Consider the following 20358-nt stretch of genomic DNA (forward strand, 5'->3'; position numbering starts at 1 on the left):
CGTAATTACTACTTACCAAACACTTTAACATTTTTTAGTTCTATGTAATAGCAGTCTGTGCAGTTGCCATGTACAAATCCAATATAAACAGTCTTGCCCTTATAAGCGGTAACATCTATTGTCTCCATTTTGAAATCTCCATAAGAAGAATCCAGCGCAGTCCAATCTCTCAACAAAGTGGCATTGCGACAATTATCTATAGTAATTGGTGATTCTGAGATAACTACTCTATAATTTTCCTCAGGATAATCACTATCTCCCGCTGCAAGTTCAAATGTCAAATAAACATTATCTGTCGTACTCCCGATAGTTATAGAAGGTGATACCAAGTAATTTTCCGGTTTTACGGCACCTACTCCACCGGAAATATAAGAATCAGACGTAGCTGCTCCGTCGTACCAGTTCCAGTTATGACCATCTCCGTCCTTATCTATAAGAGTCCATGTATCAGGTATTTCAGATGCAAATGACTCCTGGAAATAAAATACCTTATCCGGAGAAAGCATATACTTGAAGATAGAATTTGGCTTGTTAACTTTTGTTGTCTCAGAGTCTTTAAGAACTACATAGAAATTATTGCCCGCTTTTTTAAGCATGTTAACTTGTATATAGCCAAAATATTGATCTTTAGGTATAACAAGGCTTCCTGTCATTGAAGATGCGGAAAAAGTTGAACTGCCGCTAGTCTGGATAGTGTAATCTGTTCCATATACGGCTGTAGAGTAAACAGTATCCACAAGAGACAAATCTTTCCCGGTTGGAACACTCTCCACATATTTATCCTCATCGGTTAAATAATAGAGTTGCTTTACAATTTCATAATTGACCGTCACATCACCCGTAGACTTTGCAACAAGCTGAATACAAATAGAATCCAAGCCAATCTTGCTATTCTCTTTTTGATAAATATTGCTTGTCGTTCCCTGATGATTTTCATAGGCGCTGAACTCAAAATATTGAGGTCCCTTATATGTCCAGTCTTGCTTTTGGCAAGAACAGTTAAACAGGAGCGCCATGGAGAATAATAATATAATTGTTGTTATTTTTTTCATGATAATAATTTTTAAATGTTTATTAATAAACTCCATCTATTAATAACCAGGATTATTAACAAGTGACTTATTTACATCAAGTTCTGAAGTTCCAATTGGAGCTACAACTCTATAGTCATCATATGAAACAGTAGTTAGCCCGCTTGGTCTTGATATATCCATTCCAAGTCTCTTCATATCAAAAAATCTATGACCCTCAAAAGCTAATTCTATTCTTCTTTGCAAAAGAATTTCATTTAAAAGAGCTGAATTTACCGCAGTTGCATCTCCAATTCCTCTCTTATCTCTTAGCGCATTTACATCTGCTCTTGCCTTTGTATAATCTGACTTATGCGCATATGCCTCTGCTCTATTAAGATAAATCTCTGAAATTCTTATCAAAGGAACATCGTCCAAGCCAAAGGTTCCGCCCCAGCTGCTGAACTTTGTTGTCCACCATAAATTCTGTCCGCCATAATGTACTTTTCTCAATGCTCCAAACCTAATATCTGAAGCCTGATCTATAAGATTTATAAAATCTTGACTTACAGAAAGTTGAGCATCGCCAGCCCCTGCGCCGTCTCCGTATCCTTCAGAGTCTCTTACTCCATCATCAACGGTTCCATAAGTAGAATGTAAAGAAGATGAGGCCAAATTCTCTGCGGTTGTATAATGAAGCTGCCACAAAGACTCAGAACCTTTAGAGAAAATATCTGTGTACTTGGATCCAGAATAAATACTTACAGGAGAGTTATTAATTACATAAGTTGCAGCATCAATTGTGTTGTCCCACTGTCCCATGTACAGATATACTCTGGACAACAAAGCTTTAGCAGCAACAGCAGATGCTCTGTAAGGATAATTACCTGAATCATTGCCATCTAGATAGCTGAATGAATCGGTTAAATCCTTAACTATTTGAGCCCATACCGCATCAACCTTTGCCCTCTCAACAGAGGCATGCTCAGTAATATTTCCGCCAACATTATAAAATGGTTCTGTAATAAGTGGAACGCATAAATCAAAATTTGAAACCAAATGACCTGGCACCCTTGCGTAAACTATCGCGAGATAAAAATAGTCGTAAGCTCTTAAAAATAGAGCTTCCCCCTCCAATGATTTCACACTATTGGTCTGCTCCAAATCTTTTAAATAAGAGATTGACTCATTCAAAGATTCTATCTGCTTATATGCAGACTCCCAAATATCAATGTTATAGCGAGGTTGGAAATAGTATTGTTCTATATACTTTGTAGCGCCCGGTGAAGGAATACAATTGTCCCCAAGTACATCTGGAGTACAGATAAGGTCTCTTCCTGCAAACAGAGGGTCCTGCATCATATCATAAACGCCTATAATCAAGCTCTTGCAGCCTGCTTCTGTTTTCATCTTATCCTGCGGAAGAGCATGCTTTGTACTTATATCCAGCATTGAATTACATGAACTCAATGTAACAAGCGATAAAGCCGTAATAAAAAATATCTTAATCGTTTTCATCTCTTCTCATTTAAAAGTTAATCTTTATACCCATGCTGTAACTCTTTGACTGGGGATACAAACCTCTGTCACTGCCAACCGTCTCAGGATCATAACCCTGATATGGAGTGGTAGTCCACAAGTTGTAAGCGTTAAAGAAAATCTGAGCACTGGCCAGCTTTAATCTCTTCATAAATTTATCAGGAAGATTATAGCTTAAAGTAATGTTCTTTAATTTTATAAAATCAGTAGATTCATAAATCAAACTCATGCTGGTTTCTCCGTTGTTATCATATTTCATTGGATTGCCAGGATAAGTTCCGTTATAAACCGGCTTTGGAACCCAAGTAACATCTCCCGGATTTTTCCAATATTTATAATACAAATCCTTAAGCAAGTTATTATCTGCCGCCTGACCAATAATAACGGTTTTGTCACTCCAATATTTTACAGCACCTCTTTGGAACTGGAAGAAAATTGTCAAGGTTAAATTCTTCCAAGAAATTGTATTCTCAAATCCGCCAAAGAAAGTTGGGTCTGCGCCTTTTGTCCAATATCTATCGTTCAACGTAGGATTGTATGTGATGTAACCATCTTTGTCATAGTACATTGGACGGCCATCAGAAGCATTTACGCCGGCCCATTTATAAACATACTCCGCTGTGACAGGCTTGCCGACTTTATAATTTCCTATCTGGTCAAGTCCATCTTGCAGTTTGGTAATAGAGTTTTTACAGAATGACAAGTTCAATGATGTCTGCCATCTAAAATTATCACCGTCAAAATTTATTGTATTCAGTTGAATGTCTAAACCCTCATTTTTTACACCACCCATGTTGGAAGGAATTTCACTGTAACCCGTTGTCTGAGGAATCGTTCTGTAGTACAGCAAATCTTTTGTATCATCTCTGTAAACATCTAGGTCAAAGTTGATTCTATCTTTTAAGAAGGCAGCCGTCAAACCAAAATTCTTAGAGTGTTTCTTTTCCCATGATAATTTTGGATTACCAATAGAAGAGGAAACAACTCCGGCTATTCCGTTATAAGCATAACCGCCGGCATACAATCTTGATGCTACGTAATCTCCAATATTTGCATTACCGGTAACACCATAGCTAGCTCTTAATTTAAGATCGCTCAGCCACTCTACATCCGTAAGAAAACTCTCCTGTTTAATTCTCCAAGCAAATGATATAGAAGGGAATAAACCCCATTTATTATCCGAACCAAATCTGGAGGAACCATCATATCTTAATGTAGCGGAGAAAATATATTTGTCTTTAATGGTATATCCAAGTCTTGCAAAAAATCCTGCCATCTTCCACTGAGAATAAGATTCTGCAGCCAAAATAGGAGTAGATGCACTGCTCAACAACCTAAGCTCAGGATTAGATACTCCATTTGCAGTTGCTCCTGTCATGTGATATTTATAATCTATATATGAGAAACCTGCAACCGCATTTAACCTGTTCCCAAAAACGGTAGAGTTATAAGTAAGTACTTGCTCTGTCTGAAACTTATCTATATCAGTTGAATAGGCAGAAACCTGACCGTTTACCCTGGAGCCTAATCTTGTTCTTGGATCACTATACTGATGCTCTTTCATCCATGTCATATCAAAATTGTAACTGCTCTTAAATTCCAGACCAGGTATAATTTTAAAAGTTAAATCATTTGCAGAGAGCAAATTAGATGATTTACCGCTATATTCATTAAGTTCCATCATCTGAGGCACATTGTACATATAGTAACCATAAGGCAAATCTTTTACGTAATTACCTTCATCGTCTCTTGGAGAAACCCCCGGCAGCAAAAACATTGCAGTTCTTGCCGGATTATAGGCACCTGTTGTAGGAGCCTGGTGATAAGTATTCCTGCTGAAGGTATTATTTGTGTTAAGAGTAAGCCAGGATGTTAGCGCGTGACTTAAATTAACTCTCCCTGTCGCCCTGTTATAATCAGTATGTTTAATAATACCATCAGTCTTATTGTAGTTTCCGGAGACATAAAATTTTGTTTTCTCCGTACCTCCGGATACATTAACTTCATAGTTGTTAACCTTTGCAGTTCTGAAAATCTCTTTATACCAATCAGTTGTAGGCGCTTGTGAATAGCCGTCATCTCCCCATCCAAAACTCTTAAAAAGATCTACTTGAGTCTGGTAATTATTAGTGCCGTAATATTGGTCATAGTTTTTATACTCCAGCAAAGCATATTCAGCCCACTGCTTTCCGTTCATTACAGGCACCTTGCGGGCTATTTGCTGTATCCCGACAGTTGCATTAAATGAGACGTTGGTCTTGCCGGCAGCACCTTTCTTTGTTGTAATAATAACAACTCCGTTGGCAGCTTGAGCACCATAAATAGAGGCTGAAGCTCCATCTTTCAAAACGCTTATTGACTCAATATCATCCGGGTTTATGCCGCCCATTACGTTAGCATCAGTCAAAACATTAGTAGTTTGTGATCCATTAGTAATCTGCACTCCATCAACGATATACAATGGTTGTGTATCTGCATTTATAGAACCCCTGCCTCTAATATTTATAGAAAAAGAAGACCCGGGGATACCTGAAGTAGATGTGATTTGGACACCTGAAACCTTTCCCTCTATGGCCTTCTCAAAAGCTGCAGTATTAGACTTTGCTATCTCTGAAGAAGTAACATTTTGAATAGAGCCCGCAATATCCTTTTTCTTAACAGCACCATAACCAACTACAACAATTTGTTCCAGCTCGTTTCTCTCCTCTTGCATAGTCACATTAATCAACTCTCTCCCGCCAACAGCCACATCCTGCTGTTGCATACCTAAATATGTAAATGTCAGGGTCTTATCTTTTGCTGAATTATTCAATCTTAACTTGTAATTTCCATCAGCGTCTGTAGAAACTCCTATACCATTTTCCTCCTTAACTCTAACATAAGCACCGGGAAGCGGCTCCTTATTAGCATCAGTTACTTTGCCTGTAACATAAACAGGCTCTCCGGGTCCGCCCACTCTTTGCTGCTTTGTGGATGTTTTTACCTCCGATTTTTTAATATAAATGGTTTTGTTCTCAACAGAAAAAGTCAACCCCGTTCCTGAAAGGCACCCCGCAATAATATTATCTATACTGCTGGATTTGAACTCCTTATTGAGTTTTGGCAGATTGGCAACATCTGCATCTTCATAGACAAAATAATATCCGCATTGTGATGTTATTTTGACCAGGGCTTCTTTTAACGTAAGATTATTCAACCTCACATTATAAAGCTCTTTTTTCACTTGGGCTCCTGCAGATGATGAAAACACCATCAGAACGCTCAGCAAAAAAGGAAGAAAAAAGAATTTAAATCTTCTTTTTTTCATGGTATTAATTTTTAGGTTTTTAAAAAATAATTATAGTTTTTTTCTCTAATTTGATATGTCCAGATAATATTTTTTTAAATGATTCTAACATAGTCTCCGGATTGTCTTCTACATGTAATCTTCCCGATAAAACCTTGTTTTTCATGCTCGCGTTTAAGAATACAACATCCAAACTATAATATCTTCCCATGTCATTCATTATCTCTTCTAGGCTCTGAGTATCAAAGAAATACACTCCATCTATCCATGAATTGTACAAAGATGCGTTAACGTTAGATGTTTCAACAGCCCTGCTGTTAATATCCAGCACGGATAACTCTCCGCGATGCATAGGTAATTCCTTCTCTATCCCGTTTTTATCTTTATATGAGAAAGATATTTTGCCGTCAATTAATGCAGCCTCAATTTTTTTATCTCCTCTATATGCCTTGAGATTAAAACGTGTTCCGGTTACTTTTATTTTAGAATCTCCAGCTGTAACTGTGAAAGGCCTGTCGGGATTTTTTGCAATTTCAAAATACCCCTCTCCGGACAGAACTACATTTCTGCTCTTATCAGAAAATGCAGAAGGATAAGTAATTGTACTCTTTGAAGCCAGCCATACTTTTGAACCATCCGGAAGAACGACGCTAAAAATCTGCTTAGCCGGAACAGATAAAGTATGCATTGATATTCTTTTTGAATTTGTCCCCTCGCTCTCATAGACAAGCCTGTTCCCGTCTTTTACCGCATCTGTATTTTTAACTTTATCTCCTGAATTGTAATGGCTTAAGTCAATAATGGAATTATTGTCAATTGAAAGAGAAACGCTAGAAATCTTCTCAGCTGTAAGTGATTGTATTATTTGCTTCTCCTTATTAATTCTATAAATAGAGTAGCCGGTAAAAAATAGAAGCATTGCGGCGGCAATACCCAATGACCACCTAACATATGGCCTGCTAATAAAGCCGTGTTTATCAGAATTGGTCCTGGAGGACATCTCTTTTACTGTCCTAAAATCACGATACCTTGCCAGCAAATAGTCTTTGTCAGAAAGTCGCTGATACAAGTTTTCATTGGCAGCTGATGTTTTTCTCCACGCATTAAGTTCTTCAGCTTCAGCATCATTCAATTCAGAAACTAAATTCTTTACCAACAAAAACTTTACTCTTTTGAATTGTTCTTCATTCATAAGATTAAATGATTAACGGTCCGCTCCTCTCTGCCCTTTATATAGTAGACAAGCAAGGACATAAAAAGGGTGGAACGGAAATAAAAAATATTTATTTAAAATTTTACAAGCCGAATATAACGGCTGCAAAAACAAACAAGCCTTTAAGAGACTCCTTAAGAAGTTGCTTTGCTCTGCTCTTTTGGCTTTTCACAGTATTGATTGAAATGGAGAGCTTATCTGCAATCTCTTGATTGCTCATATTTTCCAAATAGCTTAATTTAAAAACTTTCTTACACTCAGATGGCAGTTGCTCGATTTTGGAGAAAACTTCCCAAAGCACCTCTGTCTCAATTCTATTTGCCAAATACCCTGACTCATCTTTGTCTGTTTCATTTAGAAGAGTGTATGTGTAGTACTTTTTGGCAGTGCTTTTTTTAGCAATATTATTTAAACACTCATTATGAACTGCGGAAAAGAGATAGGATCTAAGAGCATGTTCATCAGCAAGTTTAATCTCTTTATCCAAAAGATTTGCAAACACTGAATGAACAATATCTTCCGATTCCCAATATGAACCAGTGTAACGTGAAGCGTAAAAACACAATACAGATTTATATTTTTCATATAAACCCGATAGCAAATCACTCTTCCTATCACCGGACAAATTGTCCATGCATTAAGCCGTAAAGGCTATTTAAAAGACCTTACTTAGAATCCTTATATTTTTGGGCTCCCTCAATTAAGTGCTTAAAGATTGGAAGAAAGAAATTGTTGCCGGTCTGGATTAATCCCTCCGGATGGAACTGAACTCCGTAAACATATTCATTCCCCTCTTTCTGAATGCCTTCTACAATTCCGTCTTTTGCGCGTGCGGTAATCTTAAAACCTGGAGCTGCATCTTTAACAGCCTGATGGTGATAAGAATTTACAGCCGTACTATCGCAACCTAAAACTTTCTCCAATACAGAACCTTTCTCAATCTTTATTGAGTGGAACTGATAATCGCGCGGAGCAACGCCGCTCTGATTATGCTTTATTGCATTGGGAACCTGTGACGGAATATCCTGATACAGAGTACCTCCAAAGGCTACATTTAAAAGCTGCTCTCCTCTGCAAATACCAAGAAGAGGAAGTCCTTTTGCAACTGCGCTGCGGATTAACATAACATCAAATTCGTCTCTCTCCGGTACAATCTGGCCAAGGTGCTGATTTGGCTCCTCGCCAAAATATTTAAGAGGTCCTACATCTTCTCCCCCTGTCATCAAAACTCCATCAACAAGATTTAAATATTGTTCAAGCATGGCTTTATCCGTAGTAACAGGAATCACTACGGGAACACCGCCTGCCTTCTCAACTGCCTGAATATAAGTAAGATTTACGCTTGTAACACCGGGGTCTGCAAAACTTGAGACTCCAATTAAAGGTTTTGCAACAAAAGTTTTCTGAACATCCATAGGCTCAGCTTTTTTTATCTTTCTGCTTTGCGCATTAATTTGCTGTGCCGGAACCATCATTAGAACCGCAGCAAAAATTGCCAAAGAAATTTTAAATATCTTTTTCATAATGCAAATTATTTATCTGTCTTTTCTTACAATCGGCGCTGTCTTATTATCTCTCTTCCAGCCTCCAAAGAACTTCTCCTCTCCCTCTCCAAACTTCAAATCAAAGCCTGTAACTTTCTTTCCTTTCTCATTGAGATTGAACGTTATAGGGAATCCGTGCCCGTCGCTTCTGAACTCATAAGTTGTACCTGTCCGGTGGACAAGTTCATTCTTAAATTTCTTTGTCCCGATAGTTATATACAATTTTCCATCCTCTAAAGTTACAACTGCAGGACCAAAAGGAGCATCCTTAAAATAATGTCCTACAAAAAGATTCTTATCCATCTCAGGTTTATACTCCTTTGCAGCATCAGCCTCTTCTTTCTGCCTCTTAGCCCAGGACTCTTTGCTCTCTTTTAGCCACTCGTTATAATAATCTGTACTCCAGTCTTTTAAAACTGTATCTTTTCTTACCAAATCTATCGCTCTTCTCATAACTGCATAACGCGGATAAGCATTTGCCTCACAATTTACAAGCATCACTCCGCATAGTTTATACTCAGGAACAAAGAAACAAATTGCAGTCATGCCCCATGTTGTTCCGGTATGGAAATATAATCTGTAATGATTGTTCTGCTCAATAAACCAGCAGTGTCCGTAAAGGTTTGTATGAACAGAGTCCTGCCCTGTAATTGTCACACCCTTATGCAGATAGGCAACATCTTTGCGCGGCATTATAAAGCTTGTATCCTTCACTGACCCGTCGGGATTACGATTAACAAGATAGCCGTTGTTGCAATGGAACTGTGCATATTTTATTAAATCATTTGCGGTTGAATTTACACCACCTGCGGGGCCAATTACTGTCAGCCAATAAAGAGCCTGCTCATTTGCATATAGCGGAAGTGCCACAACCTTACCTAGATAGGAGTAGTCATGCGGAGTTGCAACATTTTTTGAATTGCCAAAACCTGCAGCATCCAAAGCTGAGTTTGTCATTCCAAGTTTGTTGAAAACTCTCTCCTGAACATTCTCTTCCCAGCTCTTGCCTGTAAGTTTCTCAATGATTTTTACTGCAATCATAAAGGTTATGTTGTTATAGTCATACTCCGTTCTGAATGAGTAAGTTGGCTTAAGGTATTGCAGCATCTTATAGATGTCATCTCTGTTGTAACCAAGGTTAGGAAAATAAGTTCCCGCCTCGTTTGCAAGTCCTGTCTTGTGAGTCATCACATCTCTAATTTGCATGTTGCGTGTAACCCATGGGTCATCATACATATTAAAATCAGGCAGAATATTTTTTACGCTATCTGTCCATTTAAGTTTTCCCTCACCGACAAGCTGCGCCATTACGGTTGCGGTAAATGATTTGGAGATAGAACCAACCTGGAAAAGGGTATTAGGATCTACTGGCGCACCTGGTTCATTTACAACGCCTTTAACATCTCCGCTTGCTACAAAATCATCACTGTATTTAGCTCCTTTATAGCCAACGCCGTCCGCAGGACGCTGTTCTTTTACGCCATAACCCTTGGAAAGAATAACCTTGTTGTCCAAAGAAATTGCAAGAGAAAATCCTGGAAGCTGCCATGTCTTCTGAACTTCCTGAGCATACTTATCAATTTGATCTGCAAGCTTTTGCTCGCACTTAGGACACATGCCTTTATGCGTGCCTTGCTGCACATTTGCCTTATTCTGCTCTTGGGCAAAAAGCCGATTTGAGCCAATAAGAAAAACGAAACCAGTAAGAATTACTGTCGCGACAGATAAAAAAAGTTGTTTGATTCCAATAGATGTAACTGAGTGTTTCATAATGAAAGTGGATTAAATACACGCCCTGCGCCAATGCGACACGGACTTATTCACAAATATAACCTATTTGTTATTAAACTTTGAGCAAAAACTTATAAATTTACACTTGTTATGGCAAAGATTAAGAAAGCATTTTTCTGCAATAATTGCGGATATGAGAGCGTTAAATGGCTCGGACAGTGCCCGTCATGCGGACAGTGGAATACTATGGTTGAGGAAGTTGTGAGCAAGGGAGATGGCGCCACCTCTAAAACTGTCTCATTTAATGCTGGTTCTGCAAAACCGCAGAGGCTTTCTGATGTGGATGCGGGCGGAAAAGAGAGTCGTATCTTGCTGGGCAGCAGTGAATTTGACAGGGTGCTAGGAGGCGGAATGGTGAAAGGTTCCATGGTGCTTCTTGCCGGAGAACCTGGCATTGGAAAGTCCACTTTGTCTTTGCAAATTCCTCTTATCTGCAATGATTTAAAAACTCTTTACGTTTCAGGTGAGGAGAGCGCAAGGCAAATAAAGCTGAGAGCGGAGAGGCTTGGAGGGACTCACGATAATTGTATTGTGCTTGCTGAGACTTCTTTGGAGAATATTATTGAACAGGCCAAAGTTGTTGCTCCTGAGCTGCTTATAGTGGATTCAATCCAAACTATTTATTCAGATATTGTAGAGTCTTCAGCAGGTAGCGTCTCCCAAATCAGAGAGTGCGCCGCTGCGCTTTTGCGTTTTGCAAAAGAGACTAACACCCCTGTAATTGTAATTGGACATATCACAAAAGATGGCACAATTGCAGGTCCTAAAGTGCTGGAACATATTGTGGATGTGGTACTTCAGTTTGAAGGTGATACTAAGCACTCCTTTAGAATATTGCGCGGAATTAAAAACAGATTTGGCGCGTCTGAAGAACTTGCCGTTTATGAAATGACAGGGAGCGGACTTAAGGAAGTTCTTAATCCTTCCGATATGTTTATCCCAATGCATGAGCAGAATTTGAGCGGCATAGCGGTTAGTGCAATGCTGGATGGCACTCGTCCTTTTTTAATTGAAGTTCAGGCTCTTGTAAGTACAGCTGCTTATGGAACTCCGCAGCGCTCCGCAACGGGTTTTGATGTCCGCAGAATGAACATGCTACTTGCCGTGCTGGAAAAAAGAGTAGGTTTTAAATTATCTCAAAAAGACGTTTTCCTAAACATGGCCGGCGGCATCAGGGTTACAGACCCCGCCTGCGATCTGGCCACAGTAATCAGCATTCTCTCCTCCAACTTTGACGTCCCTGTAAACCAACGCTTTGCATTCGCCGGAGAAGTCGGCCTCAGCGGAGAAATCCGCCCCGTCTCCCAAGTAGAACGCCGCATCGCCGAGGCAGAAAAACTTGGCTTTGAAAAGATTTTCATCTCCTCCTACAACCACAAAGAAGAGACCAAACATCCTCACATAGAGGTAATTCGCACCACCAACATCCCCCAGCTCGTCCGGATGATTTTCCAGAGCTAAAAAAGGTTTCATAGGCTATAAAAAAGTTAATTTGCTTATTATGTGATAGTTGCAACGATGCGTTGTGCATAAAACGCCGCAACGCATCGTTGTAATATGCAGATAATGTGGCAATTGACTTTTTTAAAGGCGATGAAAAGATTCATAAGGCAAAAAATAGCGCAGCTTTTTTTTGCCCGCGACCGTAGGGAGCGTGCAACTCCGCGGCGGCAGCCGCGTAAACCACTGATTACCAGCGCGCCTTGTGCGCTGGTAACTCGCATGCAAAGCGCAGCGGAGCATGCGTAAATACCAGTAACTTAAGAAAGATTGAACCGTCAAGCATTCCTTGACAGTTCAAAATAAAGTGCGCCTTAACAAGCCTTGCCAAAAAGTTCATTAGTTGATTTAATATTGCTACCTTTGCATTACGTCGAACATAAATTTGACCGAGTTGTTTTTTAACGTCAGCGGGGTCACTGCTGTTTGAAAAGCAACTCGGTTTTTTATCTCACGACAGTGTGGCCATTACCATGTTATTGATTATCTGTTATTTGCATTACCATGGGTCCGTTTTTCAGCACCCCAGCCGCTACAACAACCTGTTTGTTAGATATTTACGTTTATACAACCTGCAAGCATGGATGTTAATCTATTTGCCGAAGGCCGCGACCGTAGGGAGCGTGCAGCTCCGCGCGGCAGCGCGTCAAACCACAAGGCGGGGCGGTGCGATTGTGCCGCACCGCTTGTTTTGTTTATGAACTACTGACATTGTCAGCAAGAAGAGGTATCTTTGCTTAAAATAATAATAATCAATGCGATTTTTTAGTCACCTATTTGGAAGGAAAAAAAAGACTGCGGCAATTAACCCCACCACTAGTCTACTTGACTCGTTATCAGATAATTCTTATCTGTTTTATATAAGCAAAGATTTGCCATATTATCCTCTTACAAAGGATATTATATATGTAGAAAAAGAGCACAGCAATTTAATATCCCAGAGCATATCAGATATGCATAAAGAGATAGAAGAAAAATATGAGAATGCAGGGTTTCATTTCATTTATCTTCCACAAATAATTAAGGATTATTCAAAAGAGGAATACTTCAAATACTATAACCCGCAATTAAAATCTGATTCAATCCCAGATAATGCTGCCGGATTTACTGAGAAAGATTTGTTATCATACGTGTCGTCAAAAACTGCTGTCATAACACACGGACTAATTAGATACACCGGAGAAATTAAAGAAGAAAATAACTCTTATATTTTTGAATATCAAGAGTTAGATGAGATTAATTCAAACAACAAAGCCATTATAGATCAGCTATATGCATTCCTTTATTTAGCAAAAGCCAGAACACGGGATGAAGTCGTAAGATTTCAAATAATTTCAAATGATAATGATGAACCAAGCAAGGCTGACAAAGAGTTCTCTTATGAAGCAAGAAAAATTATCAAGGAAATAGAAGAACGCATAAATAAATTGCAGGCAATGGGAATTAAAGAGATGGTAGTTAAATCTCTCTTTAATAAGACCCCGCAAAAGTTAAGCAGATTGGTTGTTACAAGCGACTATAATATTATTTTGACAGACTATAATGATATGGAAATTAAGTTGCAGCCAATCCAAAAAGCTGTTTACATTCTTTTCTTAAAACATCCGGAAGGTATCATTTTCAAGGATTTACCTAACTATAAAGATGAATTGGGCAATATTTATAGAAACATTTCTAACAGGGAACACGCAGAGCCAATTTTGCAAAGTCTTGACAATGCAGTTGACCCCACCAAAAATACCATAAATGAAATTTGCTCTAAGATTAGAAGCTCTTTCTTAAATGCGTTTGATCATTCTTTGTCCTCCAATTATTATATAACGGGAGAACGCTCTACACCAAAATTAATAAGGCTAGATAGAAAATTGGTTACGTTACAATTTTGACAAGACTTGTTAAACTTTTATAATAGTTTATCATTAGCCTAATTTTGAAACAACTTAAAATTTAGGGTTATGAAAAAATTATTATTCATTTTAACGTTCACTTTTTTATCAGTCTTTGTTTTTGCTCAGAATCAGGAGTTTGCTGCAAAGAGTCATTACTTTAAAGTTGTCGCAGGTGTTAATTTAAGTAATTACTACGGTAAGGGTTCCGCAGGATTTGATAATAAGTTTGGTTATCGTGCTGGCATTTTCTGTAATGCTTTGACAAAAAAAAGAATCGTAGGTATTCAGTGTGGCCTTATTGTTACCGATAAAGGAGCCAAATCTGATTTGAGCAGTGCTGGCTACGGGACATTGACCATAGATGAGATTTACCTAGAAGTACCAGCAGAAGTAACTTTTAATATCCCCTTATCAAAAGGCAGCGGCAATAATTTTCTTATTGGGGTTGGTTGTTATGTCAGTTATGGTATAGCAGGTAAGAGTAAAATTAATTCAGGTAGCTCTGATACCTTTGGAGGTAGTGTTGGTATTGAGAAATGGGATTCCGGAATTGCTGGGGAAGTTGGCTTGGACTTAGGTCATTTTTCCGTTGGAGTTAATTGTGACTTAGGGCTTTGTCATATCAAAACTACTAGCGGGGACTGGCCATATAATATCAGTTACAGTTTGAATGTGGGCTATCGTTTCTAATAGTGTTTCATAACCGGATAGTAGAATCTATTGGCCGAAGGCCGCGACCGTAGGGAGCGTGCAGCTCCGCGCGGCAGCGCGTCAAACCACAAAAAAAGGCGCCGCTTTGTGGCGCCTTTTATGCAGACTTCGCAGAAGGCTGCAAGATTATTTAGTTTTACTTTCTAGCTGGCGCATGTGTCTTGCTATCAATGAATCTTCCAAGTTTTACCGCAAGGCTTCTTATTCCGTCTCCCATTAAATTCACAACGGTTCCAACACGCCCGCCATCACCATATAAAGCTGTTATATACAGCGTATTATCAGAATCCACAGGCTTAAAATATATATCAGCATTAGTGTTACCTCCCCTTGTAAGTCTTGTAACGCTTATAATTACGCGATATTTTGCAGGTTTGATGTTGCTTGCTCTTAAGTGACATCCTCTTTCCTCAAGTTTTTCATTAAGACATTTAATACACTCATCTGTAAGTTCTTTCAATGATTGTCCGCTTTCCCATTCCTGGATTTCTTCATCAGTTTTGAATGCAAGATTATTACTTACCAAAGAGTAGTCAAGCTCTACTTTAAAATATTTTTCATCCGTCAAGAAGTCCATATTGCGACCCTGATATGATTGCGCCATGGATGTAGTCAGCAGCGCACATAAGCAAAAAGAAAGAAGTATGATTTTTTTCATTATATATTATTTAGATTTCTCAAAGTTAAACTATTTTGAATCTATGTGTTCATTATGCAAGCATAATCAAATTATTCCTTTAACTTAATACCCTCCTTAATTTGCTCATCATTAGTTATTTCCTTTGATAAAACAAAGTGATAAACTGAATTTCCGGGAGTTGTTCCAACTACAAATGCTTGTACAAACTCCCATCCATATTTCCCAAAATAATTCATTGCATCCATCATGGAGTTGAATTTCATCTTTTCATTGTTCTCATCAACAAGAGTATGCGCATTAAAATATGTTCCTAATGTTGAGCTTTGTCCCATATCTACTTCAAGTCTAGATATTTTTGTTCCAGTTAAATTACTTGTCCCAACAATCTCACAATAAACCTTGTGTGGAGTTTGAGCGATTGATAAACTGACTGTTAATAAAGAAATTGCGAGTAATAAAATTAATTTTTTCATGGTTTTATTGATTTAATTATGCAAAGTTATTTTTGCCTCACGACAGTTTATGTCACAAAAAATTTTTTAACCGTATTTCTTGACACAAATTGTCACTTCCTCGCTTTACCTTTGCGCCATTATGAAACATTATTATTCTCTAAAATCTGCTATTGCCGCCTGCAGAGTGTATCAGTATAGCCAAAAAGAACCTGATAACTTAGACCAATATCATTTAATGTTATGGTCATGGGAGAAGAAATGTGTGCACTATTTTAGAGATGGGCGTGGCAGAGCGCTTGCAAAAGAAATTGAGGATAAAATGCATGTGGATTACTCCATATTCCAAAATCCTGTGGAATGGGTGATGTATGATTTTGTTTCCGCTATGTCTAATCTTTATAGACCGTCTGACGGTTCTAAAATAATGGATGTTTATGGGCCTCCTCCTGATAATGTTCATGACCGTCCGCTGGAGTTTTCAAAGTTTCCATGTGTCCCTGATGAGCCGCCTAGCAAGTTTATTCCGGAAGATATATTTCCAAGGTTAGATTATCGTAAAATTTTGTGTGACAGAGAGGTAAAGGAGTTGCAGAAGAAAGGATACCTGACGTATGTGAATGCATATGTTGCAAGAGATGTGACGTGTTATAAGATTTATAAGTTTACCAAAGCTCAAGTAAAAAAGTTTAGGGATGAGTTATTTAAAGCTACAGGAATTTATGAAATCGCGTATAAGTATGACGATAGAAGTATAGTTGGAATTATGGCGTTTAATACTGCTAAGGATTATGCGGATTTGTTGACGATGTGAGAGACAGAAAAGACGGTGATGGGTATATAATTTTATTTTTATATCACGACAGGTTTTCTCTAAATTGGGAAAAGGAGGGGCTGAATTCAAGAAGTAAATACAACTTTTGTTAAATTTTCAATTAGTTAAGTTAATTCTAGAATAGAATATAATTCAGCGATATAAATTGTCAAAATTAATAGGTAATTTTGACGACTAACTAAATTTTAACTTCTTATGGAAGCGGAAGAATTTATTGAAAAACTAGAAGACCAGTGTCGTAGGGACACAGATGTTATTGTAAAAAAAATAACAAAACGTGTCCTAGCTGAAATAAATAAGAATACGAAGGATTTACCACGAGATGATAACAGATCACTTGGAATAAGCTACGTAGATGAGATTTCAGTAAAAATGCAGTCTCACTGCATAGAAGAGATTAATTATAAATTGGAAGATTTTGTTGAGAAATGCATTACAGAAGAATACAAGAAACTTAATACATTTGAACAGTTAGCCCTTGATTTAACTTGTATTATAAGTACTACTTCGCATACTGAAGATTGTTTTGATTTTGATTACGATGCTATGATAGAAATGATAAAAGATGGTGTGTTTGAGAGCATTAATTCACATTATCTATCTAAAAAAGTAAGGAGATTAATGGAACATTATGAAGATATATTAGAAAAAGATGGGTTTTATCCATTGGGTGATACTTTTGGCTATTGATCCTGTTAGCATAGAATAATAAGCGCAGTAAATTATTTAGTACCTGGATTATTTGGCTTTATAAGTTTTTCTCTTAAGTAATATTTCTTGTACCATTCCATAAAGCCCTTATTGTCAATTGGGGATTCATAGTCACTCCAATGCATATAACGATTAAATAAAACTGCTTTTAAAGATACTGGCACACCATCTTCGGGACTGAAAGTTTGGTATCCGAATTTGTAATAATCTTGCAGTTGCTCTTCTAGGAATTTCTTTTGTGTTTTATGAAATTCTACCCATTTGCATTCATAGTCCCACAGTAAGGCCCTATCGTCGTCGTATGGCCTTTCAGATTCTCCCTTGTAGTAGCGGCAAAGTGCGATTAGTTCTTTCTTGGATAGTCCTAGTGTTGAGTCTATTGCTTTCATTGTGTGTGCAAGTTCGGTAATATTTTGATTAGTTAGTCGTATAAGGTTAAATGATTGAAAGAAAATTATTAAGTGACAAAGATTGTCTAAGTTTTAAACTAGCATAGCGCCTTTTACTTTATTGCATTTTTTGCTCAATATTCTTAACTTTGGCCACGTAGTATTTTCATCCTAAACAGATTACAAACTATTTATTCTATAAATAAAACGATATAACTGATGATAACAGGAGAAATTAAAAACAGAATAGACGCTATATGGGATAGCTTTTGGACAGGTGGTATAACAAACTCCATTACAGTGCTGGAACAGATGACATATCTGTTTTTCATGAAAATGATAGATGATTCCCAAATCAAAGCGGAGGCAAATGCAAATATTTTTGGTAGCAAAGTATTAGATGCTTCCTTCAAAAAAGGGAATTGGCATAATCCGGAGAGCGACAAAGAAATTCCTTATAAATCAATGCGTTGGCATGTGTTTAAGAACCTCAATCCTAATGATATGTTCAAAATGGTTAGGGATAATGTCTTCGTCTTTATTAAAAATCTTAACAAAGGAAAAGAATCTGCATATAGCCGTTATATGGGAAGTGCTACATTCATGATTCCAAACGGACATTTCCTGGCCAACATTGTAGATGGGATTGATAAGCTCGACATGAATAATAGAGATACTATGGGAGATGTGTACGAGTATGTTCTAGGAAAAATGGCTGCATCCGGAAATAATGGGCAATTCAGAACACCAAGGCACATTATCAGGATGATGGTTGAAATTATGCAACCCACTCTAAAAGACACAGTTTGCGACCCTGCAATGGGAAGTGCGGGCTTTATAGTTGAGTGTGCCAAATACATAAAAACGCACCAAGCAAAAGAACTTCTCAAAACAGAAAACCTTGCACATTACAAAAATGGAATGTTCCATGGTTTTGATACTGACCAGACAATGTTAAGAATTGGAGCTATGAATTTAATGTTGCACGGAGTAGAGAATCCGAATATTGCATGGAGAGATTCCGTTTCGAGCGATAACACTGATTCTGAGCTATATTCGTTGGTTTTGGCTAATCCTCCTTTTTCCGGAACCGTTGACAGTCCATCAATAAGTAAATCACTTCTAACTATCGCAAACACAAAGAAAACTGAGTTGTTATTTTTGTCTTTATTCATTCGTTCTTTGCAAGTGGGCGGAAGGTGTGCTAGTATCGTTCCTGATGGTGTGTTGTTTGGCAATAGTAATGCCCATAAGTCTATTAGGAAAGAAATAGTTGAGAATCAGCACTTAAAAGCAATTATTAGTATGCCTGCTGGTGTATTCCAACCCTATTCTGGAGTTAGTACTGCTGTTATGGTATTCACTAAAACTAATGCAGGTGGAACTGATAAGGTTTGGTTTTATGATATGAAAGCTGATGGTTATTCTCTTGACCAGAAACGTACAGAGGTAAAGGAGAATGATATACCAGATGTGATAGCAAGATTTAAAAATTTAAAGGCTGAAGAGAAGCGAAGTCGCAAGGATCAATCGTTCTTAGTGCCTGTTGAAGAGATTAGGAAAAATGATTACGATTTATCCATTAATAAGTACAAAGAGGTTGAGAGAGAAAAGGTCGAGTATGAGAGGCCGAAGGTTGTTTTGAAACGCATTGAATCACTTGAAAAAGAGATAGTTAAGGCTATTGATAATTATAAATCTAATTTTGCAAAGTAGGTATGAAAAAGGGTTGGAAAATTAAAAAATTAGGAGATATTTGCTCAATATATGATAGCCAAAGAAAACCTGTCACAAAAAAAAATAGGAATTCTGGTGAATATCCATACTATGGCGCGTCTGGAATTCAAGATTATGTAGATAAATATATATTTGATGGCCGTTTCCTTTTAGTCGGTGAAGATGGAGCAAAATGGGGTAAGTGGGATAAATCTTCATACATTATAGATGGTAAGAGTTGGGTTAATAATCACGTGCATATACTTAAATTATCGAGTGAGGTTATTGATTACTTCGTTAATTATTATTTAATTTATTCGGACTTACAAAAATATATCACGGGTGCTATCGTGCCAAAACTTACACAAGCGGCACTAGTGAGTATTCCACTTCCCATCCCTCCCCTTTCCGAGCAAAAAGAAATTGTCGCTGAGCTGGATTTGCTAAATAAAATAATTGAAGATAAACGCCAGCAAATTACCGAATTAGATAATCTTGCCCAAGCTACATTCTACGATATGTTTGGAGACCCTGTTACAAATGAAAAGGGATGGAAAATATGTAAATTAGGAGAATTATTTAACATTACATCAAGCAAACGAGTTTTTCAATCCGAGTGGCGAAAAAAAGGAGTCCCTTTTTATAGGGCAAGAGAAATAGTAAAATTAGCCCAAAATGGATATGTAGATAATGAACTCTTTATAGATGATAGAATGTATGCAGAATACGCTAAAAAATACGGAATTCCACATACAAATGACATTATGATAACGGGAGTTGGCACATTGGGCGTTTGTTATGTAGTGAAAAATACTGATAAATTTTACTTTAAAGATGGTAACATAATTTGGTTGCAATATCTGGGGAAGGCGAATCCAATATATATCTTATACGCTTTTAAAACTCCATATATAAAACATCAAGTTAATAATTGTGCTGCTGCCGTAGTGGGGACATACACTATTGTTCGAGCAAATAATACAATGATTACACTGCCACCATTGGATCTTCAGGCTAAATTTGCCTCAAAGATAGAAGCTATTGACCACCAGAAACAACTTATAAATCAATCCATAGCAGAAACACAGAAACTCCTAGACTACACAATGGATAAATACTTTGGATAGTTAAA

General features: G+C 37.7%; 17 protein-coding genes. 7 read left to right on the top strand and 10 right to left on the bottom strand.

Annotated features, from left to right (window positions below; all coding sequences use genetic code 11):
- Positions 1-8: 8 nt before the first annotated feature.
- The 7 genes from LKM37_02085 to LKM37_02115 all read right to left on the bottom strand — a co-directional run bounded on the left by LKM37_02085 (position 9) and on the right by LKM37_02115 (position 10362).
- Entirely contained in the window at positions 9-1052 is a 1044-nt protein-coding gene (locus tag LKM37_02085) for a choice-of-anchor J domain-containing protein (GenBank protein MCI1719803.1), read from the bottom strand.
- A gap of 39 nt (positions 1053-1091) precedes the next feature.
- Positions 1092-2528 carry a RagB/SusD family nutrient uptake outer membrane protein gene (locus LKM37_02090; protein MCI1719804.1) on the bottom strand — a complete coding sequence of 479 codons (1437 nt, stop codon included), beginning with the start codon at positions 2526-2528 and terminating at the stop codon, positions 1092-1094.
- A gap of 10 nt (positions 2529-2538) precedes the next feature.
- On the bottom strand, positions 2539-5856 hold the full coding sequence (locus LKM37_02095) for a TonB-dependent receptor (protein ID MCI1719805.1): 3318 nt from the start codon (positions 5854-5856) through the stop codon (positions 2539-2541).
- 19 nt (positions 5857-5875) lie between these two features.
- Entirely contained in the window at positions 5876-7027 is a 1152-nt protein-coding gene (locus tag LKM37_02100; GenBank protein MCI1719806.1) for a FecR family protein, read from the bottom strand.
- A gap of 103 nt (positions 7028-7130) precedes the next feature.
- Positions 7131-7682: an RNA polymerase sigma-70 factor gene (locus tag LKM37_02105; protein ID MCI1719807.1), complete on the bottom strand. Its 552-nt coding sequence runs from the start codon at positions 7680-7682 to the stop codon at positions 7131-7133.
- Between the two features lie 31 nt (positions 7683-7713).
- Entirely contained in the window at positions 7714-8571 is an 858-nt protein-coding gene (locus LKM37_02110; protein ID MCI1719808.1) for a gamma-glutamyl-gamma-aminobutyrate hydrolase family protein, read from the bottom strand.
- 12 nt (positions 8572-8583) lie between these two features.
- Positions 8584-10362: a serine hydrolase gene (locus LKM37_02115; protein MCI1719809.1), complete on the bottom strand. Its 1779-nt coding sequence runs from the start codon at positions 10360-10362 to the stop codon at positions 8584-8586.
- A 111-nt stretch (positions 10363-10473) separates the two neighbouring features.
- Between LKM37_02115 and radA the strand changes: the two genes are divergently transcribed.
- The 3 genes from radA to LKM37_02130 all read left to right on the top strand — a co-directional run bounded on the left by radA (position 10474) and on the right by LKM37_02130 (position 14462).
- Entirely contained in the window at positions 10474-11844 is a 1371-nt protein-coding gene (radA, locus tag LKM37_02120; GenBank protein MCI1719810.1) for a DNA repair protein RadA, read from the top strand.
- A 794-nt stretch (positions 11845-12638) separates the two neighbouring features.
- Positions 12639-13769 carry a hypothetical protein gene (locus LKM37_02125; GenBank protein MCI1719811.1) on the top strand — a complete coding sequence of 377 codons (1131 nt, stop codon included), beginning with the start codon at positions 12639-12641 and terminating at the stop codon, positions 13767-13769.
- Between the two features lie 69 nt (positions 13770-13838).
- Positions 13839-14462, top strand: a complete 624-nt coding sequence (locus LKM37_02130; protein MCI1719812.1) for a PorT family protein — start codon at positions 13839-13841, stop codon at positions 14460-14462.
- A gap of 157 nt (positions 14463-14619) precedes the next feature.
- On the opposite strand, the gene LKM37_02135 is transcribed toward LKM37_02130, so the two are convergent.
- Entirely contained in the window at positions 14620-15141 is a 522-nt protein-coding gene (locus tag LKM37_02135) for a hypothetical protein (GenBank protein ID MCI1719813.1), read from the bottom strand.
- A gap of 71 nt (positions 15142-15212) precedes the next feature.
- The gene (locus tag LKM37_02140; GenBank protein ID MCI1719814.1) at positions 15213-15596 is read right to left on the bottom strand and encodes a hypothetical protein; all 384 of its coding nucleotides are present in this window, start codon (positions 15594-15596) and stop codon (positions 15213-15215) included.
- A 121-nt stretch (positions 15597-15717) separates the two neighbouring features.
- Here LKM37_02140 and LKM37_02145 point away from each other — a divergent pair, with 121 nt between their 5' ends.
- Together LKM37_02145 and LKM37_02150 are read left to right on the top strand one after the other, a co-directional pair.
- Positions 15718-16389, top strand: a complete 672-nt coding sequence (locus tag LKM37_02145; GenBank protein ID MCI1719815.1) for a hypothetical protein — start codon at positions 15718-15720, stop codon at positions 16387-16389.
- A gap of 216 nt (positions 16390-16605) precedes the next feature.
- Positions 16606-17100 carry a hypothetical protein gene (locus LKM37_02150; GenBank protein ID MCI1719816.1) on the top strand — a complete coding sequence of 165 codons (495 nt, stop codon included), beginning with the start codon at positions 16606-16608 and terminating at the stop codon, positions 17098-17100.
- 32 nt (positions 17101-17132) lie between these two features.
- Here the strand turns inward: LKM37_02150 and LKM37_02155 are convergent, their stop codons facing one another.
- Positions 17133-17510, bottom strand: coding sequence for a hypothetical protein (locus LKM37_02155; protein MCI1719817.1), 378 nt, complete (start codon positions 17508-17510; stop codon positions 17133-17135).
- Between the two features lie 219 nt (positions 17511-17729).
- Here LKM37_02155 and LKM37_02160 point away from each other — a divergent pair, with 219 nt between their 5' ends.
- The gene (locus LKM37_02160; GenBank protein MCI1719818.1) at positions 17730-19226 is read left to right on the top strand and encodes a type I restriction-modification system subunit M; all 1497 of its coding nucleotides are present in this window, start codon (positions 17730-17732) and stop codon (positions 19224-19226) included.
- Positions 19227-19228: 2 nt separating this feature from the next.
- Positions 19229-20353, top strand: a complete 1125-nt coding sequence (locus tag LKM37_02165) for a restriction endonuclease subunit S (GenBank protein ID MCI1719819.1) — start codon at positions 19229-19231, stop codon at positions 20351-20353.
- The last annotated feature ends 5 nt before the right edge of the window (positions 20354-20358 follow it).

It is taken from the genome of Bacteroidales bacterium (assembly GCA_022647615.1).
Classification (GTDB): domain Bacteria; phylum Bacteroidota; class Bacteroidia; order Bacteroidales; family UBA932; genus Egerieousia.